General features: G+C 70.8%; 17 protein-coding genes and 1 tRNA gene. 9 read left to right on the top strand and 9 right to left on the bottom strand.

Going from position 1 to position 17,862, the window contains the following annotated elements; genetic code table 11:
* Window positions 1-26: 26 nt before the first annotated feature.
* Window positions 27-1,265: a low temperature requirement protein A gene (locus tag ACWGJB_RS20015; protein WP_453381476.1), complete on the bottom strand. Its 1,239-nt coding sequence runs from the start codon at window positions 1,263-1,265 to the stop codon at window positions 27-29.
* Between the two features lie 167 nt (window positions 1,266-1,432).
* Between ACWGJB_RS20015 and ACWGJB_RS20020 the strand changes: the two genes are divergently transcribed.
* Window positions 1,433-1,612 carry a hypothetical protein gene (locus ACWGJB_RS20020; protein ID WP_362570258.1) on the top strand — a complete coding sequence of 60 codons (180 nt, stop codon included), beginning with the start codon at window positions 1,433-1,435 and terminating at the stop codon, window positions 1,610-1,612.
* Between the two features lie 76 nt (window positions 1,613-1,688).
* Here ACWGJB_RS20020 and mscL read toward each other — a convergent pair whose 3' ends face one another.
* The 6 genes from mscL to ACWGJB_RS20050 all read right to left on the bottom strand — a co-directional run bounded on the left by mscL (window position 1,689) and on the right by ACWGJB_RS20050 (window position 7,671).
* On the bottom strand, window positions 1,689-2,165 hold the full coding sequence (gene mscL, locus ACWGJB_RS20025; RefSeq protein ID WP_453381477.1) for a large conductance mechanosensitive channel protein MscL: 477 nt from the start codon (window positions 2,163-2,165) through the stop codon (window positions 1,689-1,691).
* Between the two features lie 138 nt (window positions 2,166-2,303).
* The gene (locus tag ACWGJB_RS20030) at window positions 2,304-2,879 is read right to left on the bottom strand and encodes a hypothetical protein (protein ID WP_453381478.1); all 576 of its coding nucleotides are present in this window, start codon (window positions 2,877-2,879) and stop codon (window positions 2,304-2,306) included.
* Between the two features lie 177 nt (window positions 2,880-3,056).
* Entirely contained in the window at window positions 3,057-3,890 is an 834-nt protein-coding gene (locus ACWGJB_RS20035; protein WP_453381479.1) for an S-methyl-5'-thioadenosine phosphorylase, read from the bottom strand.
* A gap of 100 nt (window positions 3,891-3,990) precedes the next feature.
* Window positions 3,991-4,308, bottom strand: coding sequence for an FmdB family zinc ribbon protein (locus ACWGJB_RS20040; protein ID WP_450765416.1), 318 nt, complete (start codon window positions 4,306-4,308; stop codon window positions 3,991-3,993).
* A 67-nt stretch (window positions 4,309-4,375) separates the two neighbouring features.
* The gene (locus ACWGJB_RS20045; protein WP_453381480.1) at window positions 4,376-5,668 is read right to left on the bottom strand and encodes an MFS transporter; all 1,293 of its coding nucleotides are present in this window, start codon (window positions 5,666-5,668) and stop codon (window positions 4,376-4,378) included.
* 386 nt (window positions 5,669-6,054) lie between these two features.
* On the bottom strand, window positions 6,055-7,671 hold the full coding sequence (locus ACWGJB_RS20050) for a potassium/proton antiporter (RefSeq protein WP_453381481.1): 1,617 nt from the start codon (window positions 7,669-7,671) through the stop codon (window positions 6,055-6,057).
* 186 nt (window positions 7,672-7,857) lie between these two features.
* Between ACWGJB_RS20050 and ACWGJB_RS20055 the strand changes: the two genes are divergently transcribed.
* Entirely contained in the window at window positions 7,858-10,617 is a 2,760-nt protein-coding gene (locus ACWGJB_RS20055) for a penicillin acylase family protein (RefSeq protein WP_453381482.1), read from the top strand.
* Window positions 10,618-10,714: 97 nt separating this feature from the next.
* Here ACWGJB_RS20055 and ACWGJB_RS20060 read toward each other — a convergent pair whose 3' ends face one another.
* A complete protein-coding gene (locus ACWGJB_RS20060) occupies window positions 10,715-11,296 on the bottom strand; it encodes a 5-formyltetrahydrofolate cyclo-ligase (RefSeq protein WP_453381483.1) in 582 nt (193 codons plus the stop codon).
* 133 nt (window positions 11,297-11,429) lie between these two features.
* Between ACWGJB_RS20060 and galU the strand changes: the two genes are divergently transcribed.
* The 7 genes from galU (at window position 11,430) to ACWGJB_RS20095 (ending at window position 17,139) form a co-directional block, all read left to right on the top strand.
* Window positions 11,430-12,365, top strand: coding sequence for a UTP--glucose-1-phosphate uridylyltransferase GalU (gene galU / locus ACWGJB_RS20065; RefSeq protein WP_453381484.1), 936 nt, complete (start codon window positions 11,430-11,432; stop codon window positions 12,363-12,365).
* The gene (gene glp / locus ACWGJB_RS20070) at window positions 12,362-13,684 is read left to right on the top strand and encodes a molybdotransferase-like divisome protein Glp (protein ID WP_453381485.1); all 1,323 of its coding nucleotides are present in this window, start codon (window positions 12,362-12,364) and stop codon (window positions 13,682-13,684) included. Before galU ends, glp begins: the two co-directional genes overlap by 4 nt.
* Window positions 13,685-13,811: 127 nt before the next feature.
* Entirely contained in the window at window positions 13,812-14,324 is a 513-nt protein-coding gene (gene moaC / locus ACWGJB_RS20075; RefSeq protein ID WP_450765430.1) for a cyclic pyranopterin monophosphate synthase MoaC, read from the top strand.
* Window positions 14,321-14,857, top strand: a complete 537-nt coding sequence (locus ACWGJB_RS20080; protein ID WP_453381486.1) for a MogA/MoaB family molybdenum cofactor biosynthesis protein — start codon at window positions 14,321-14,323, stop codon at window positions 14,855-14,857. Before moaC ends, ACWGJB_RS20080 begins: the two co-directional genes overlap by 4 nt.
* Window positions 14,858-14,877: 20 nt before the next feature.
* Window positions 14,878-15,549 carry a GNAT family N-acetyltransferase gene (locus tag ACWGJB_RS20085; RefSeq protein WP_453381487.1) on the top strand — a complete coding sequence of 224 codons (672 nt, stop codon included), beginning with the start codon at window positions 14,878-14,880 and terminating at the stop codon, window positions 15,547-15,549.
* A gap of 183 nt (window positions 15,550-15,732) precedes the next feature.
* A complete protein-coding gene (sepX, locus tag ACWGJB_RS20090; RefSeq protein ID WP_453381488.1) occupies window positions 15,733-16,962 on the top strand; it encodes a divisome protein SepX/GlpR in 1,230 nt (409 codons plus the stop codon).
* 103 nt (window positions 16,963-17,065) lie between these two features.
* Window positions 17,066-17,139, top strand: a tRNA-Ala gene (locus ACWGJB_RS20095).
* Window positions 17,140-17,354: 215 nt separating this feature from the next.
* On the opposite strand, the gene ACWGJB_RS20100 is transcribed toward ACWGJB_RS20095, so the two are convergent.
* The gene (locus tag ACWGJB_RS20100) at window positions 17,355-17,843 is read right to left on the bottom strand and encodes a GNAT family N-acetyltransferase (RefSeq protein WP_453381489.1); all 489 of its coding nucleotides are present in this window, start codon (window positions 17,841-17,843) and stop codon (window positions 17,355-17,357) included.
* Window positions 17,844-17,862 lie beyond the last annotated feature (19 nt).

The following is a 17,862-nucleotide window of genomic DNA, read 5'->3' on the forward strand; positions in this document are numbered from 1 at the left end:
GCCCAGACCGCCCCGCTTCCGGAGTGTCAGGCGGCGCCCGCGGTCGCCTTCGCCGGGCGCTCCCGACCGACCATGCGCGCCGTCAGGGTTGTCCCGGTCGCCACCGCCAGCGCGCACACCAGGCCCGCCGCCGGCACCGCCCGGTCGCCCAGGAAGGTGCAGCAGATCACCAGCAGCGCCGTCACCGGCAGCACCAGTTGCTGGGCGATGCCGACCTTGAAGTACCGCGAGTGCAGCGCCCACACGGTCAGCAGGTACAGCGCCGTCGGCAGGGTCACGGCCGCCGAGGCCGCCGGCGTCGAGATGTGCGCCGTGCCGACCGCCTGCTCCACGGCCACCTCCAGGCCCGCGCCGATCGAGGCCGCCGACGCGAAGATCAGGTAGTGGCCGTAACCCCACAGGAACGATTGCCTGTTGGAGCGCAGATGGCCGTGGATCGGCACCACGAAGTAGATCCACCACGCGGAGAAGACGATCAGCAGACCGCCCGCGGCGATCGGCAGCAGCTCGCCCAGCGCGTCATGCTCGGCCACGGCCGACTTCACGGCGACGGTCGCCGCCGCGACCGTCTCCCCGAGCACGATGATCGTGAACAGCCCGTAGCGCTCCGCGATGTGGTGCGGATGCCACGAGGTCGCACAGGCCTTCTCCGCGTACAGCGGCACACACATCTCGACGACCGCCATCACCAGGAACACCCAGGCGCGCGCGTGCTCCGGCAGCAGCACCAGGCCCGTCCAGCCGACCTGGCACAGCAGCACGCCGCCCGCGTACCGGAGCGCCATCGTTCTCTCCGCGCCCTCCGCCGATCGTGCGGCTCTCAGCCACTGCGCGGCCATCGCCAGCCGCATGATCACGTAGCCCAGCCAGACCGCCATGTACTCGTGGTCCGCGAAGCCCCGCGAGATGCCGGCCGCCAGCACCAGCACGCCGGCGATCTGGATCAGGGTGACGACCCGGTAGAGCGCGTCGTCGTTGTCGTACGCCGAGGAGAACCAGGTGAAGTTCATCCACGCCCACCAGATGGCGAAGAACAGCATCGCGTAGTTGAGGATGCCCATGCCGGGATGGCCCTCCGCGACGGCGTGCACCAGCTCCCCACCCGCCTGTGCGATGGCCACCACGAAACACAGGTCGAAGAAGAGCTCGAGCGGGGAGGCGACGCGGTGGGCTTCGTCGCGCCCGCGCGCGGTGAGCCGGCGCAGCGGCCGGAGGTGCTGGGGCGCGCCCTGGGAAGCGGGCGCCGGAGCGGAACTCGACGTCATGCGTCCAGCACAGCAGAAAAGGACACCGAAAGCTTGTGAACGAGTTCACGAGCGGAGGGAGGTGAGCCGGGGACGAGAGGTGGTGAGCCAGAGATGAGAAGGGCGCGGGCCCAGGGTCGGCGGCCGCCACGGCCGGGCCGGGAACGGACGGACCGTACTCTTGAGGCATGAGCACCGCCGCACCCGAGCCCGAGCCGCGCGACCCGAAGGCCGCGCTGATCTTCGACGACCCGCTGGACCGGCAGTCGTCGGACGACACGGACGGCGGCTGGGGCGAGCGGCCGGAAGGGGACTCCGCGGCCGACCTCAAGCGCTTCCTCGACGAGAAGCCGCCCCACCACCTCTGAGCCGTCCGCGCCATCGCACGGACCCACCACCGCCGAGCGGCCCGCGCCGTGGCCCGGACCGCGCGCGGCAGTTTCGCTAGCGTCCGTTGTGCCCGGACCCGCGCTGCGCGATCAGGGCGTCGCGGATCTCCTTCAGCACCTCCAGCTCGGTCACCTCGACGACCTCGCGCGTGCCCTCCTTCGCCCTCCTGCGGGCCTCCAGCCGGGCCAGGTACTTCGCCATCGGCAGGACCATCAGGAAGTACACGACCGCCGCGGTGATCACGAAGCTCAGCGTGGCCCCGAGGACGGAGCCCCACATGATCCGGATGCCGCTCTTCACCGTGCCGTCCGGGTTCAACGCGCACGGGTCCTTCAGGCACGAGCTGTAGCTGTCGAGGTTCTGCGTGCCGATCGAGCCGACCAGCGGATTGATGAGTCCCTTCACTACCGAGTTGACTATGTTCGTGAAGGCGGCGCCGATGACCACCGCGACTGCCAGATCGACGACGTTGCCGCGCATCAGGAAGGCCTTGAAGCCCTGCCATATGCCCGGATCCTGCTTCTCGCTCACCTCGGGAACTCTCCTCGCGTGTACGGGGTGTGGAACAAAGCGCTCCGCAACCTACGTCACGATGCGGCCATCGTGCCCAATCCGGCAGGTCGAACGAGCGACTTGACAGGATTCGGCCAAGAAATTTCCCCAGGCTGTTCAGCACACCGTCACCGCCAGCCGTGCCGTGGCGCTCGCGCCGACCAGCTGTGCCGCGACGGCACGCGGAACCGAGAGCACCACCAGCGCCCCGCTCTCCGAGGTCCCCTCGACCGGCTCCGGCAGCTCCTTCACACGCACCCCGCGCGCGATCACCCGGGCCTCCCCGCCCGTCGCGGGATCCCCGGCGGCGATGACGTCCACCCGGTCGCCCGGGCGCAGCAGAAGGACCGTGGCGGCGTCGGCGATCCGCACCGGCGCCGTCACCATGTCCACGGGCGGGGCGTGCCGCCGTACCGGCTGGGTGACCGGATGCTTCCGGGGCCGCTCGGCACGCAGGGGATCCGTGGCGGCGCGGGGCCCGGCCGCGACGAGCGCCGTCGCCGTGACCGCCAGGCCGGCCGCGAGGGCCCGCCTGCGGTGCCGCAGCAATCGCCCCAGCCGGTGGCTCCCGCCGCGTACGCGCACCGGGTCGAAGTGCGGGACCTCGCAGGTGGCGGGGGCGTCCGTGCCCAACGGGCGCGGGACGCGAAGGGGAGGAGGGAAGACGGGGGAGGAGGCTGGGGGAACGGACATGTGGATCACCACCTGCGACGAGGAATCGGCTTGCGAGGCCACGATGAGGCCTCGCGCCGAAACGCGTCGGAGCCCGTGTGCTACCCACGGGTTGTGGACAACTCCGCCACCCGAACGAGGAGTTCCGCCCGTTTTCCACAGCAGCCTGGCGGCTCGGTGACCGCCCTGGCGCCCGTGCTACGGCAGCGGGAACCCCGGGTCCATCCCGCCGAGCGCGTTCGTGCACAGGCAGTCCCGTGCCGCGTTCTCCGGCAGGGCCGCCACCGCGTCGAACAGCACGCCCCGCAGCCGGTCCACGTTCGCCGCGAACACCTGCAGCACCTCGTCGTGCGAGACGCCCTCACCGGTCTCGGCGCCCGCGTCCAGGTCGGTGACCAGCGTCAACGACGTGTAGCAGAGCTCCAGTTCGCGGGCGAGCGCCGCCTCCGGATGACCGGTCATGCCCACCACGGACCAGCCCTGCGCCTGGTGCCACAGCGACTCGGCGCGGGTAGAGAAGCGCGGTCCCTCGATCACGACCAGCGTGCCCCGGTCCACCGGCTCCCAGTCCCGGCCGCGAGCCGCCTTGAGCGCCGCGGCCCGCCCGGTGGGGCAGTAGGGGTCGGCCAGGGACACGTGCACCACGTTCGGCACGGTGCCGTCGGGCAGCGGCAGCCCGTCGAAGTACGACTGGGCCCGGGACTTCGTACGGTCCACCAGCTGGTCCGGCACGAGGAGCGTGCCCGGCCCGTACTCGGGGCGCAGACCGCCCACCGCGCACGGGCCCAGCACCTGGCGCACGCCGACGGAGCGCAGCGCCCAAAGGTTGGCCCGGTAGTTGATGCGGTGCGGCGGCAGATGGTGGCCGCGTCCGTGTCGGGGCAGGAAGGCGACCCGGCGGCCGGCGATCTCGCCGAGGAAGAGGGAGTCGCTGGGCGGCCCGTAGGGCGTGTCGACCTGGACCTCGGTCACGTCGTCGAGGAAGGAGTAGAAGCCGGAGCCGCCGATTACGCCGATCTCTGCGTTCACCATGCCCAGCACACTAGCTGGCCGCCGCGGCACGCCGGACCCGGTGTCCGGGAACACCTCGGACCCCGCCGTCGCACGACAGCGGGGTCCGGGAGGAGGAGTCTCAGGCGGCAGAGCTGCTGGCGGAGCCCGAGGACGACGTCGAGCCCGAGGACGACGTCGAGGACGACGACTTCGAGTCGGACGACGTGCTCGACGAGCCGGAGCTCGACGGCTTCGACGCGGGGCTGCTGCTCGACGAGGAGCCGCGGCTGTCGTTGCGGTAGAAACCCGAGCCCTTGAAGACAATGCCGACGGCGGAGAACACCTTCTTCAGGCGGCCACCGCAGTTGGGGCACTCGGTCAGGGCGTCGTCGGTGAACTTCTGCACCGCCTCGAGGCCCTCGCCGCACTCGGTGCACTGGTACTGGTAGGTCGGCACTGTCTTCCTCCTGGCACTCTCACTCATTGAGTGCTAACGACGGTCCATAGTGACGTATTCCCGAGGATCAGTCCACCGTCACCGGCACGCGGTGACCGACGCCACGTGCGACCGTACGGTTCCGGGGCCGGGTGACGAGCCGCGAGCGCAGCGCCAGAAGGGTCACCAGGGCGAGCACCGTGCCCGCCATCGGCACCAGGAACCCGGCGCCGCCCCACAGGCGGTCCTCCAGCTGTCCGGCGACCGTGACCGCGGCCGCCTGGCCGAGCGCCACCGCGCCGGTCAGCCAGGTGAACGCCTCTGTGCGGGCGCCCGCCGGGACCAGGCCCTCGACCAGCGTGTAGCCGGTGATCAGCGCGGGCGCGATGCACATGCCGACCAGCAGACCGAGGCCCGCCAGGACGAGCACGGAATGGGAGGTCCACAGCGCCGACGCGGTCAGCGCCAGCGCCGCGTAACCGACGACCAGGCGCCGGTGCGGGGCGGCCTTCCAGACGATCGCGCCGCAGACGACGCCCGAGAGCATGTTGCCCGCGGCGAACGTGCCGTACAGGACGCCGTTCAGGCCGGGCTCGCCGATCGACTCGGTGAACGCGGCGAGCGAGACCTGCATGCCGCCGAAGACGGACCCGATGCCGAGGAAGACGACGACCAGCACCCGCACGCCGGGGACGCGGAGCGCGGAGACATGCTGCACGCGTGCGTGGCCGGTGCCGGCCACCCGCGGCTGGGTGCTGTTCTGCGCGGCGAAGAGGAGACCGCCGACCAGGGTCAGCGCGGCCTCCGTGACCAGGCCGGCGGCCGGGGCCACGGTGGTGCACAGGGCGGTCGCGAGCAGCGGGCCGAAGACGAAGGTGAGCTCGTCCGTGACGGACTCGAAGGCGGCCGCGGTGGACATGAGGGGCGAGTCCTGGAGCTTCACGCCCCAGCGGGCGCGCACCATGGGGCCGACCTGTGGCACCGAGGCCCCGGTCGGCACGGCCGCCACGAACACCGCCCACAAGGGCGCGTGCGCCAGCGCGAGCGCTGTGAAGGCGAGCCCCGACAGCGTGTGGACCAGTACTCCGGGGATCAGCACCGCGCGCTGCCCGTAACGGTCGGCGAGGCGGCCGCTGTAGGGGGCGAACAGTGCCATGGAGACACCGGTGACCGCCGCGGCGGCGCCCGCGGCGCCGTACGAGCCGGTGGTGTGCTGCACGAGCAGCACGATCGAGATGGTGAGCATCGCGAACGGCTGGCGCGCCGCGAAACCGGGGAGCAGGAACGTCCAGGCGCCGCGGGTGCGCAGCAGCTGTCCGTATCCCGGGCGGGGCGGCGTCGCCGAGTTCTCCGACGGCTCGGTGGTGACCGTGGATTCCACGGCCCGTGCCTTTCTGCCGCCTGGTAGCGCGCCCGTGCGGGGGCGCCGAGAGCTGTCCTCTTGCGCGGAACTGCGGTAGATACCGGTGTCCACTGCGAAGAGCGATCCGGCCGCCATACGGTCGCGCCAGCTCTGCGTCAGGCAGAGTTGGTTCGATCAGGGTGCTTTCATCCTACAGGGCTCGACGCCTCGCACACCTGTGAAAACGGGCACCACCGGGGGCGTTCACCTGGGATTGGTCGGGGTGTGAACCGCCCGAAACGCACCCTTAACACGCGCCTCACGCGCTTCGCGCGCCCCGCGACCGCGGCCGCAGCCGTTGCGCGCGCCCGCGCCCGCTGCGGTCCCGCGCCCCCGGCGGCCCTGACCGCCCCACGCGCCCGCGCTCACCGCCCGGAGGGCGACCCCGGCCCCGGCCCCGCGCCCGGCCCCGCGCTCGCCGTTCCGTTCGTGCCCAGCCAGCCCGCCAGCTTGCCGCCGTGCCCGACCGCGCGCAGCCGGCGCTCCGCGGCGTCGCGCACCGGGTCGGTGGCGACCACGAGGAGTTCGTCCCCGCGCCGCAGCACCGTCGTGGGCAGCGGAACAAACGATTTTCCTTCGCGGACGACCAGGGTGACGGCGGCCCCGGCGGGCAGCCGCAGCTCGTTGACCTCTACGCCGTGCATCCGCGAGCCCTCGGGGATCGAGACGGACAGCAGGTGCCCGCGCAGCCGCTCCAGGGGCGCGGACTCGATGCCGAGGTCGGCCGCCTCCGGATCGTCGCCGAGCCGCAGCTTGAGGGCCAGCCAGGGCAGCGTCGGCCCCTGGACGAGGGTGTAGACGACGACCAGGACGAAGACGATGTTGAAGATCCGGTGGCTGGTGTCGACGCCGTTCACCATGGGGATCGTCGCCAGGATGATGGGGACGGCGCCGCGCAGGCCGGCCCAGGACATCAGGGTCTGCTCCCGCCAGGGCACACGGAACGGCGCGAGGCTGACGATCACGCTCAGGGGCCGGGCCACCATGGTGAGCGCGAGCCCGATGATCAGGGCCGGCCAGATGTCGTCACCGAGTTCGTGCGGGGTGACCAGCAGGCCGAGCAGGACGAACATGCCGATCTGCGCGATCCAGCCGAGTCCCTCGGCGAAGCCGCGCGTGGCGGGCCAGTGCGGCAGCCTGGCGTTGCCGAGCACCATGGACGCGAGGTACACGGCGAGGAAGCCGCTGCCGTGCGCCAGCGCGCCGGCGGCGTACGCCGTGACCGCGATGGCCATCACGGCGATCGGGTAGAGACCGGAGGCGGGCAGTGCCACGTGCCTGAGGCCCCACGAGCCGAGCCAGCCGACCGCGAGGCCCATGGCCGCACCGATGGCCAGCTCCAGGGCTATCTCGCCCAGCAGGACGTACCAGTGCTCGACCGGGCCCGCGGTGGAGAAGGCGACGACCAGGATGACCACCGGGGCGTCGTTGAAGCCGGACTCGGCCTCCAGGGTGCCCGTCACGCGCGCGGGCAGGGGAATGCGCCGGAGCACGGAGAACACCGCCGCCGCGTCCGTCGAGGACACCACCGCTCCGATGATGAGCGCCTGCCGCCACTCCAGCCCGACCAGATAGTGCGCGCCCGCCGCGGTGACCCCGACGCTCACCCCGACCCCGACCAGGGCCAGCACGGACGCGGACGCCAGGACCGGTTCGACCGCCTTCCACTTCGTGCCGAGACCGCCCTCGGCCAGGATCACGACCAGGGCCGCGTATCCGATGACCTGGGTCAGTTCGGCGTTGTCGAAGTGGATGTCGCCGATGCCGTCCTGGCCCATGAGGACGCCGATCCCCAGGTACACGAGCAGGCTGGGGAGCCCGCTGCGCGAGGAGATCCGGACCGCCGCGACGGCGACGAGCAGGACCAGGGAGCAGACGAGCAGGAGCTGGTTGAGGTGCTGGACAGTCAGTGGCGATTCCCTTCGTCGGCTCGCGCGCGGGCGACGCGAAAGCTCACGTACACAGGACCGAGGCTGCGGCACTCCGCACCCAAGTACTTCGTTACCTTACCTAACTCTTGACGCTTTCTTGACGTTTCGCGAGGCAAGATCGACCACCCGTGCCTGCCGGTTCCCGACTCCGCGTCAAGGCGCGTGAGGCCCTGCGCCTATGGTTGCTCCAGCACTCCAGGACCGCCTGCCGCTCGCGTTAGGACAGCAAGGACAGCGATGCCCCCCAACACCACCGCCACATCGGGTGACAAGCCTGGCAAGTCCGGCAGGAAGAAGGGGCGCAAAGCCCGCCTGATCGTTCTGGTGCTCGTCCTCGCCATCGTCGGGGGCATCGCCTACGGGGCGTACTGGTCGATCAGCACGGTCCGCGCGTCCTTCCCGCAGACCAAGGGTTCGCTCACGCTCAAGGGCCTCTCCGGACCCGTGACCGTGAAGCGGGACAACTACGGAATCCCGCAGATCTACGCCTCGTCCGACGCGGACCTGTTCATGGCGCAGGGCTACGTCCAGGCCCAGGACCGGTTCTACGAGATGGACGTGCGCCGCCACATGACCTCCGGGCGCCTGTCCGAGATGTTCGGCAAGAGCCAGGTGAAGGACGACGAGTTCCTGCGCACCCTGGGCTGGGACCGGGTCGCGAAGGAGGAGTACGACACCAAGCTGTCGGACTCGACGAAGAAGTACCTCCAGGCCTACTCCAAGGGAGTCAACGCCTACCTCGCCGGCAAGGACGGCAAGGGCATCTCCCTGGAGTACGCGGCCCTCGGCTTCGTCAACGACTACAAGCCCGAGCAGTGGACGCCCGTCGACTCGGTCTCCTGGCTGAAGGCGATGGCCTGGGACCTGCGCGGCAACATGAAGGACGAGATCGACCGCGCCCTGATGACCAGCCGTCTCGGCCCGCAGCAGATCAAGGACCTCTACCCGGAGTACCCGTACAGCCGCAACAAGCCGATCGTCCAGGAGGGCCAGTACGACGGGCTCACCAAGGCGTTCGAGCAGAGCGGCTCCACAAGCGGCTCCGGGACCTCGACGGGCACGAGTGGCTCCTCCACCTCGTCGGCCACCGGTTCGGCGCTGACGAGCCAGCTGGCGGGCCTCTACAACGTCCTGGACGACGTCCCCACGGCCGTCGGCGTGAACGGCCAGGGCATCGGCTCCAACTCCTGGGTCGTCGCGGGTAAGTACACCATCTCCGGCAAGCCGCTGCTCGCCAACGACCCGCACCTGTCGGCCTCGCTGCCGTCCGTCTGGTACCAGATGGGCCTGCACTGCACGACGGTCTCCAGCAAGTGCCAGTACGACGTCACCGGCTACACCTTCGCCGGCATGCCCGGTGTGATCATCGGCCACAACGCCGACATCGCCTGGGGCATGACCAACTCCGGTGTCGACGTCACCGACCTCTACCTGGAGAAGCTCTCCGGCGACGGTTACCTGTACGACGGCAAGACCAAGCCCTTCACCACCCGCGAGGAGACCATCAAGGTCGCCGGCGGCACGTCGAAGAAGATCGTCGTACGCCAGACCGCCGACGGGATGCCCCTGCTGTCCGACCGCGACGACGAACTCGTCCAGGTCGGCAAGAAGGCCTCCGTCGACACCGCCGCACCCGACCGAGGCGACGGTTACGGCGTCGCGCTGAAGTGGACCGCCCTCGAACCGGGCACCACCATGGACGCCGTCTTCGCCCTCGACAAGGCGTCCGACTGGAGCAGCTTCCGCGACGCGGCCGCCCAGTTCGACGTGCCCTCGCAGAACCTGATCTACGCCGACACCAAGAACCACATCGGCTACACGCTGCCCGGCAGGATCCCCACGCGTTCGTCGGCCGACGACGGCTCCATCCCGGCTCCTGGCTGGGACTCCAAGTACGCGTGGACCGGCTACATCAAGCAGGACGAACTGCCCTACGAGTACGACCCGGAGCGCGGCTACATCGTCACCGCCAACCAGGCCGTCGTCGACAAGGACAAGTACCCCTACACGCTCACCACGGACTGGGGCTACGGCACCCGCAGCCAGCGCATCACCGACCTGATCGAGTCGAAGATCAAGGACGGCGGCAAGATCTCCACCGACGACATGCGCCAGATGCAGCTGGACAACAGCAGTGAGATCGCCAAGTTGCTGGTGCCCAAGCTGCTGAAGATCAACCTCGACGACAAGGACGTCCGCGAGGCGCAGAAACTCCTCGAAGGCTGGGACTACACCCAGGACGCCGACTCCGCGGCCGCCGCCTACTTCAACTCGGTCTGGCGCAACATCCTCAAGCTCGCCTTCGGCAACAAACTGCCCAAGGAACTGCGGGTCAAGGGCCAGTGCCTGTGGGTCGAGAAGGCCGACAGCACCGGTCCGGTCGACGAGGACTCCAAGGTCCGCGAGTGCGGCGAGCGCGACGCCGACCAGGCCCAGCCGGACGGCGGCGACCGCTGGTTCGAGGTGGTCCGCACCCTCATGGACAAGCCGAACAGCGACTGGTGGAAGACGCCCGCGTCCGGCACCCGCCCCAAGGCCGACAACATGAACGAACTGTTCGCCCGCGCCATGATCGACGCCCGCTGGGAGCTCACCGCCAAGCTCGGCAAGGACATCGACACCTGGAGCTGGGGCCGGCTGCACCGCCTGTTCCTGAAGAACCAGACCCTGGGTACCGAGGGCCCGGCCATCGTCCAGTACGTCCTCAACCGCGGCCCCTGGAAGCTCAGCGGCGGCGAGGCCACGGTCAACGCGACCGGCTGGAACGCCGCAGGCGGCTACGGCGTCGTCTGGGTCCCCTCCATGCGGATGGTCGTCAACCTCGACGACCTCGACAAATCCAAGTGGATCAACCTCACCGGAGCCTCCGGCCACGCCTTCAGCGCCCACTACACCGACCAGACCGGCAAGTGGGCCGACGGCGAACTGCTCCCGTGGTCGTTCTCGGACAAGGCGGTCGACAAGAGCACCGGCGACACGCTCGTCCTCAAGCCCTGAGCCGCCTGACCGCACGCCGCCGGAAACGGCCCTCCACGCACGCGTGGAGGGCCGTCTCGCGCACCGGCACCTGCCGTCGTGCCGCGCGCCGGTTACCTCACGAGCCCGCGAACCGGCGCGCGCCCGACGGCGTCACCACCGCTTGCACCGGCCGGTCGTGCGCCTCCGCGGGCACGCGCTCGACGACCTCCGTGTCGTACAGCAGCACCACGAGCGCCGGGCGCGCGCCCGCGCGCTCCAGACGCGCCAGTACGCGGTCGTACGACCCTCCACCGCGCCCCATCCGCATCCCGCGCGCGTCGACCGCGAGCCCCGGCAGCAGTACGACGTCGGCGGCGAGCACGGCGTCCGGGCCGAGGAGTTCACCGGAGGGTTCGAACAGCGCCATCTTCCCGCCGTGTTGGACGCGCGCGAGGGAGCCCTCCCCGGCGTACGCGCCCCAGTCCAGGTCGTTGTCCGGCAGGAGGGCCGGGAGCAGGACGCGCACGCCCCGCGTGAGCAGCGCGTCGAGCAGCGTGAGGGTGCCGGGCTCGCTTCCGACGGAGACGTACGCCGCCACCGTGCGTGCATGCGCCAGCTCGGGCAGTTCCAGAGCGTGCTCGGCCAGTGCGTCGGCCGACTCCCTGACGACGTCTGTCGTCAACCTGTTCCTCACCCCCAGGAATTCTCGCCGCAACATTCGCTTGTCAGTCTCGCCCCCGGGTTCACCGTGCTGCACAGGTCGTCCCCGCATCCTTTCTAATCTGCTCATATGAGTGCCAATTAACCGGAGCCTCAGATTCTTCGCAAAGGCACCGGATAAGGTTGCGGACATGACTCAGTCGCACCCCAGGATCAGCAAGGCTGTCATTCCCGCTGCAGGCCTCGGCACCCGGTTCCTGCCGGCCACCAAGGCGACTCCCAAGGAGATGCTGCCGGTCGTCGACAAGCCGGCGATCCAGTACGTGGTCGAGGAGGCCGTGTCGGCGGGGCTCGACGACGTCCTCATGATCACCGGACGCAACAAGCGTCCCCTGGAAGACCACTTCGACCGCAACTACGAGCTGGAATCGGCGCTTCAGAAGAAGGGCGACGCCAGCCGGCTCGCCAAGGTCCAGGAGTCCAGCGACCTGGCCACGATGCACTACGTGCGCCAGGGCGACCCCAAGGGCCTCGGCCACGCAGTGCTCTGCGCGGCCCCGCACGTGGGCCACGAGCCCTTCGCCGTTCTGCTCGGCGACGACCTGATCGACCCGCGCGACCCGCTGCTCCAGCGCATGATCGAGGTCCAGGAGCGGCACGGCGGCAGCGTGATCGCGCTCATGGAGGTGGACCCGGAGCAGATCCATCTTTACGGCTGCGCTGAAGTGGAGACCACTGTCGACGGCGACGTCGTCAGGGTGACCGGCCTGGTGGAGAAGCCGGACCCGGCGGACGCCCCGTCGAACTACGCCATCATCGGCCGCTACGTTCTCGACCCGCACGTCTTCGACATACTGCGGCGCACCGAGCCGGGCCGCGGCGGTGAGATCCAGCTCACCGACGCCCTGCAGCAGCTCGCCCAGACGTATTCATCAGCGGCTACCGCCGCGGGGAAGGTCGGCGGCCCCGTGCACGGCGTCGTCTTCAAGGGCCGCCGCTATGACACCGGCGACCGCGGCGACTATCTGCGTGCCATTGTCAGGCTCGCGTGCGAACGTGAAGACCTGGGCCCGGACTTCCGGACCTGGCTTCGCAGTTACGTAGCCGAGGAGATGCAGCAGAGTTGAGCAGCGCCGCGACCCGCCCCGCCGGCCAGAACCACCTGTGGTCGGTGGACGAGCACCTGGAGGACATCCTCACCACCGTCCGCCCCCTGGAAGTCATCGAGCTGCAAATCCTCGACGCCCAGGGCTGCGTCCTGGTCGACGACGTCATGGTGCCGGTGTCACTGCCGCCCTTCGACAACAGCTCCATGGACGGGTACGCGGTACGGGTCGCGGATGTGGCGGGCGCGAGCGAGGAGTTCCCGGCCGTCCTGGAGGTCGTCGGGGACGTAGCGGCGGGCGCCGCGGAGCTCACCCCGGTCGGCCCCGGTCAGGCCGCCCGGATCATGACCGGTGCCCCGCTGCCGCCCGGCGCCGAGACCGTCGTCCCCGTGGAGTGGACCGACGGCGGACTCGGCGAGGGGCCGGTCGAGGGGATGGTGGCGCGCCGCCTCGCGCCCCAGGGCGCCGAGGGGCACGTGCGCGTGCACCGGCCGGCCGAGGCACGCGCGCACGTGCGCGCGAAGGGCAGCGACGTGCGGGCCGGCGAGCGCGCACTGGAGGCGGGCACCGTGCTGGGCCCGCCGCAGATCGCGCTGCTCGCCGCGATCGGCCGTGGCTCGGTACGCGTGCGCCCGCGCCCGCGTGTGGTGGTCCTGTCCACCGGCAGCGAGCTCGTCCAGCCCGACGAGGAGCTGGGCAGCGGCCAGATCTACGACTCCAACAGCTTCGCCCTCACCGCCGCGGCCCGGGACGCGGGCGCCATCGCCTACCGGGTGGGCGCGGTCGTCGACGACGCCGACACCCTGCGTGCCACCATCGAGGACCAGCTCGTCAGAGCCGACCTGATGGTCACCACCGGCGGCGTGAGCGTGGGGGCGTACGACGTCGTCAAGGAGGCGCTGGCGCACGTCGGCGACGAGGACGAGGCGGGCGGCGGCGTCGACTTCCGCAAGCTCGCCATGCAGCCCGGCAAGCCCCAGGGCTTCGGCTCCATCGGCCCTGACCACACGCCCCTGCTGGCCCTGCCCGGCAACCCCGTGTCGTCGTACGTCTCCTTCGAGCTGTTCGTCCGACCTGCCATCCGCACCCTGATGGGCCTCCCGGACGTGCACCGGCCACGTACCAAGGCCATCCTCAAGGCGGACCGGGCGCTCGGCTCGCCCAAGGGGCGCAGGCAGTTCCTGCGCGGGGCGTACGCCGACGGCGAGGTGACCGTCGTGGGCGGCGCCGGTTCGCATCTGGTCGCCGCCCTGGCACACGCCGACGCGCTGATCGTCGTACCCGAGGACGTGGAGTCCGTCGAGCCCGGCAGCGAGGTCGAGGTCGTCCTGCTCGGGTGACCCGCGCGCGTACCCGTCCGCCGGGCGGTCCTGCCCGGTCCTTTGCGCCGGCTTGGCGGTACCGTGTCGCGCACAGCAGGCCCGAGCGCCGCACCGCGACGGGCCCGGACCGGGAGCGCCACACAGCATGACTGAGCCTTCCCGGGGGGAGACCCCCGGACGCCCTGCGCCAGACCGCCTGACGCACATCGACGACGCGGGCGCCGCCCGCATGGTCGACGTGTCCGGCAAGGACGTGACCGCGCGTACCGCCCGCGCCAGCGGACGCGTCCTCGTCTCGCCCCGCGTGATCGAGTTGCTGCGCGGAGAGGGCGTCCCCAAGGGTGACGCCCTCGCCACCGCGCGCATCGCGGGCATCATGGGCGCCAAACGCACCCCGGATCTGATCCCGCTGTGCCACCCCTTGTCGGTCTCCGGTGTGAAACTGGATCTGTCGGTCGCGGAGGACGCCGTGGAGATCCGGGCCACCGTGAAGACGACGGACCGCACGGGCGTCGAGATGGAGGCCCTCACCGCGGTATCCGTCGCCGCACTCACCGTGATCGACATGGTCAAGGCGGTCGACAAGGGAGCGGTCATCACGGACGTACGCGTGGAGGAGAAGACGGGCGGCAAGTCGGGCGACTGGAGCCGGGCGTGAGCGCCGGGCCGTCCGCCGGTGGTGCGCCGCGGGCGCCGTACCGTGCGCTGGTGGTGACCGCCTCCAACCGCGCCGCCGCCGGTGTCTACGAGGACAAGGGCGGACCGCTGGTCGCGGCGGGCCTGGAGGGCCTCGGATTCGCCGTGGACGGGCCTCGGGTGGTGCCCGACGGGGATCCCGTGACGGCTGCCCTGCGCGCCGCCGTGGAAGCCGGGTACGACGTCGTCGTCACCACCGGAGGCACCGGCATCTCGCCCACCGACCGGACGCCCGAGGCGACCCGCGCGGTGATCGACCACGAGGTACCGGGCATCGCGGAGGCCGTCCGCGCGTTCGGACGGGAGAAGGTGCCCACCGCCGCGCTCTCCCGTGGTCTGGCCGGGGTGGCGGGCCGGACACTGATCGTCAACCTTCCGGGGTCCACCGGCGGGGTACGGGACGGCCTGGCCGTCCTGGAACCGCTGCTGGCGCACGCCGTCGACCAGATCCGAGGCGGCGACCACCCCAGACCCAGCACCGGGGGTGCGAGCTGAACAGCCCATCCTGGCCCGTCGTGCTGGTGGACGGCGACGTCGTCCTCCGGCCCATAAGGGTGCGCGACCAGCGGGCCTGGCGCGAGGTCAACCGGCGCAACCGCGACTGGCTGCGCCCCTGGGAGGCGACCATCCCGCCGCCCACGCCCAGCGGTCCGATCACCCACCGGCCGACCTACCGGCAGATGGTCCGGCATCTGCGCTCGGAGGCGAACGCGGGCCGCATGCTGCCGTTCGTCATCGAGTACCAGGGTCGCCTGGTCGGGCAGTTGACGGTCGCCGGGATCACCTGGGGGTCGATGTGCTCGGGACACGTCGGCTACTGGGTGGACCGGTCGGTGGCCGGCCGCGGGGTGATGCCGACGGCCGTCGCACTCGTGGTGGACCACTGTTTCCGCACGGTCGGTCTGCACCGCATCGAGGTCTGCATTCGCCCCGAGAACCGGCCCAGCCGCCGGGTCGTGGAGAAACTCGGATTCCGTGAGGAGGGGCTGCGGCCGCGTTATCTCCACATCGACGGAGCCTGGCGTGACCACCTCGTCTTCGCCCTCACCGCGGAAGAGGTGCCCGAGGGGTTGCTCGGCCGCTGGCGGCGGGAACGCTCCCAGAGCGGTTCGCCGAAGGCACCGGGCACGACGGGTACTCCGAACGTGCCCTGGAATCCGCAGAACACTCCAGGGAATCCCAGCTAGCCCGAAAATGGAATACGTGTTCGAAATTGATCGACTGGTGACCGTCTCGGGGCATTGAATTCGCGGCTCCGGTGGCGTCTGATCGCATCGGTCACAAAAAAAGTTCGAAATATCAGCCAGATCGTGCGACACACCGACGCAATTGGCAGATGGCCCCACGCAAACCCCTCTACCGTGTGAGGCGTGAGCAGCAGCGGCCTCATCTACGCAGTCATTGTCGGGGCCTGGGCCGCCTACTTGGTGCCGATGTGGCTCCGTAGGCAGGACGAGCTGAACGAGGCCCGTCCGACGGAACGCTTCAGCACCGCCATCCGGCTGCTGTCCGGACGGGCGGGGATGGAGCGCCGATACGCCAAGGACCTGCGGGCGCGCTCCGCCCCTGAGGGGGAGCAGGACGCCGGTGATCCGGACGCCGTCACCGACTCGGTGGACGTCCGGGCCTTCGCCATGCCTCCGACCCGCCGTCAGGTCCGGGCCGAGGCGGAGCCGGAGGCACCCGGGCGCCAGGAACCGGCGCGCGACCAGGCGGTCGCGCAGGCGGCCAAGTCCCCGTCCGCACCGGCCCGTCAGGCAGGCGCCACGCCCGCCCCGGCATCAGCCTCCGAGCGCAAGCGAGTTCCGGCTGCGCGGCGCGAGTCCTCGGCGCAGACGGCCGCGGCGCGTGCCCGGCGTACGAAGGCGCTCGCGCGCCGCCGGCGCACCACCGTGTTGCTCTTCGTCGCGTTCACGCTTGGCGCGATCGTCGCAGCCGTCGGGGGGTTGGCGTTCCTGTGGGCCCCGGGCGTACCCGCCGTCATGCTCAGCGCCTACATCGCCTACCTGCGCGCGCAGGAGCGCCGGCGCTTCGCCTACCACATGGACCGGCGTCAGGCCGAGGTCGCCGCACAGCGGTTGCGGGAGCGCCAGCCGCGGCGGCGTGCGCCCCTCGACCAGGGCGCGGTCACGGACGAACCGGACGAGGGACCAGGGGCCGAGACCGACCCCGGCCTGTCCGCGCTCGCCGCTGACCGGCGCGCCCTCGTCGAACAGACCGATCACGCCGAGTGGGTCGACCAGCAGCGTGAGCGGCAGCGGCGACCCGGGCACGGAGACAGCTGGGACCCGGTGCCGGTGCCACTGCCGACGTACGTGACCGCGCCGGTCGCGCCCCGCGCCACCTCCGATGTGGATCTGGGGGCGCCCGACGCCTGGAGTTCGGCGCGGTCCAGCTCCGTCGCGCCGGAGCAGGAGGCCAAGCCGGTCGCGCCGGAGAGCGAGGCGGAGGCGGCGGAGTCCGCCGCCGACGACAAGCCGGCGGACGGCCGGACCGACGCGCGCCGCGCGGCCTCCGCGCGCCGGGCACGCGAGCGCGGCCGCACGCCGCTGTTCGACCAGTACGAGGACGGCGAGCGCCCGCGCGCGGCCAACGAGTGACACGGGGAAAGCGCGAGGCGCCTCCCGGGACCCCGTCCCTGACCAGTCAGGGAACGGATTTCCAAGCACCCCGACGGGGATGCTAGAGTTTCACTCGTTGCAAGGGCCTGTGGCGCAGTCTGGTAGCGCACCTCGTTCGCATCGAGGGGGTCTGGGGTTCAAATCCCCACAGGTCCACTGCACGATGAGATCCCGGCGATCGTTCCGATCGCCGGGATCTCTGTCGTTTCCGGGGTCTCCCGAATCGGTCGGTGCCCAAGGGTGAGTTGGTCCAGGAGTGAGGGCCGGGTGGCCACCCGGCCGGTCCGGTGCAGCAGTTGGGGCCGACGCGGCGGCGCCACGATCCCCCCGACGCCCAGCGCCGGGGGCGAGGTGGCCGGATGTGACATCGATTACAGGTCTGCTCGCAGGGGTTTCGCGTAGCAGCGGCTCGACTCGTAGTGGCGGTAGTAGCCGAACTTCACGCACGGCTCGTAACCGCTGGAGGTGTACAGGGCGATGGCCTCCGGCTGCTTGGTGCCGGTCTCCAGGACCATGCGGAGGCGGCCGGCCGTGCGGGCGTCGTCCTCCAGGGCGGCGAGCATGCGGCGGGCCAGGCCCCGGCCGCGCATCTCCTCGACGACGTACATGCGCTTGAGTTCGGCGTCGCCGTTCTCGTTGCCCTCGCCGTTCTCGTCCTGGCTGCGCCAGCCTCCGGTGGCCACGGGGCGGTCGGACTCGTCGTACGCGATCAGGTAGACGCCGTTCGGTGGTGCGAAGTCGGCCGCGTCGAGGGCCGTGGCGTCGCCCCCGTCGCCGTAGCGCAGGTGGTACTCGGCCTGGACCTCGTCGTTGAGCTTGACGGCGTCGGGGTGATCGAAGGCAACGGAACGTATATTCATGTGAGGCATCGTATATTCG

This window comes from Streptomyces sp. NPDC054813, from assembly GCF_053611365.1.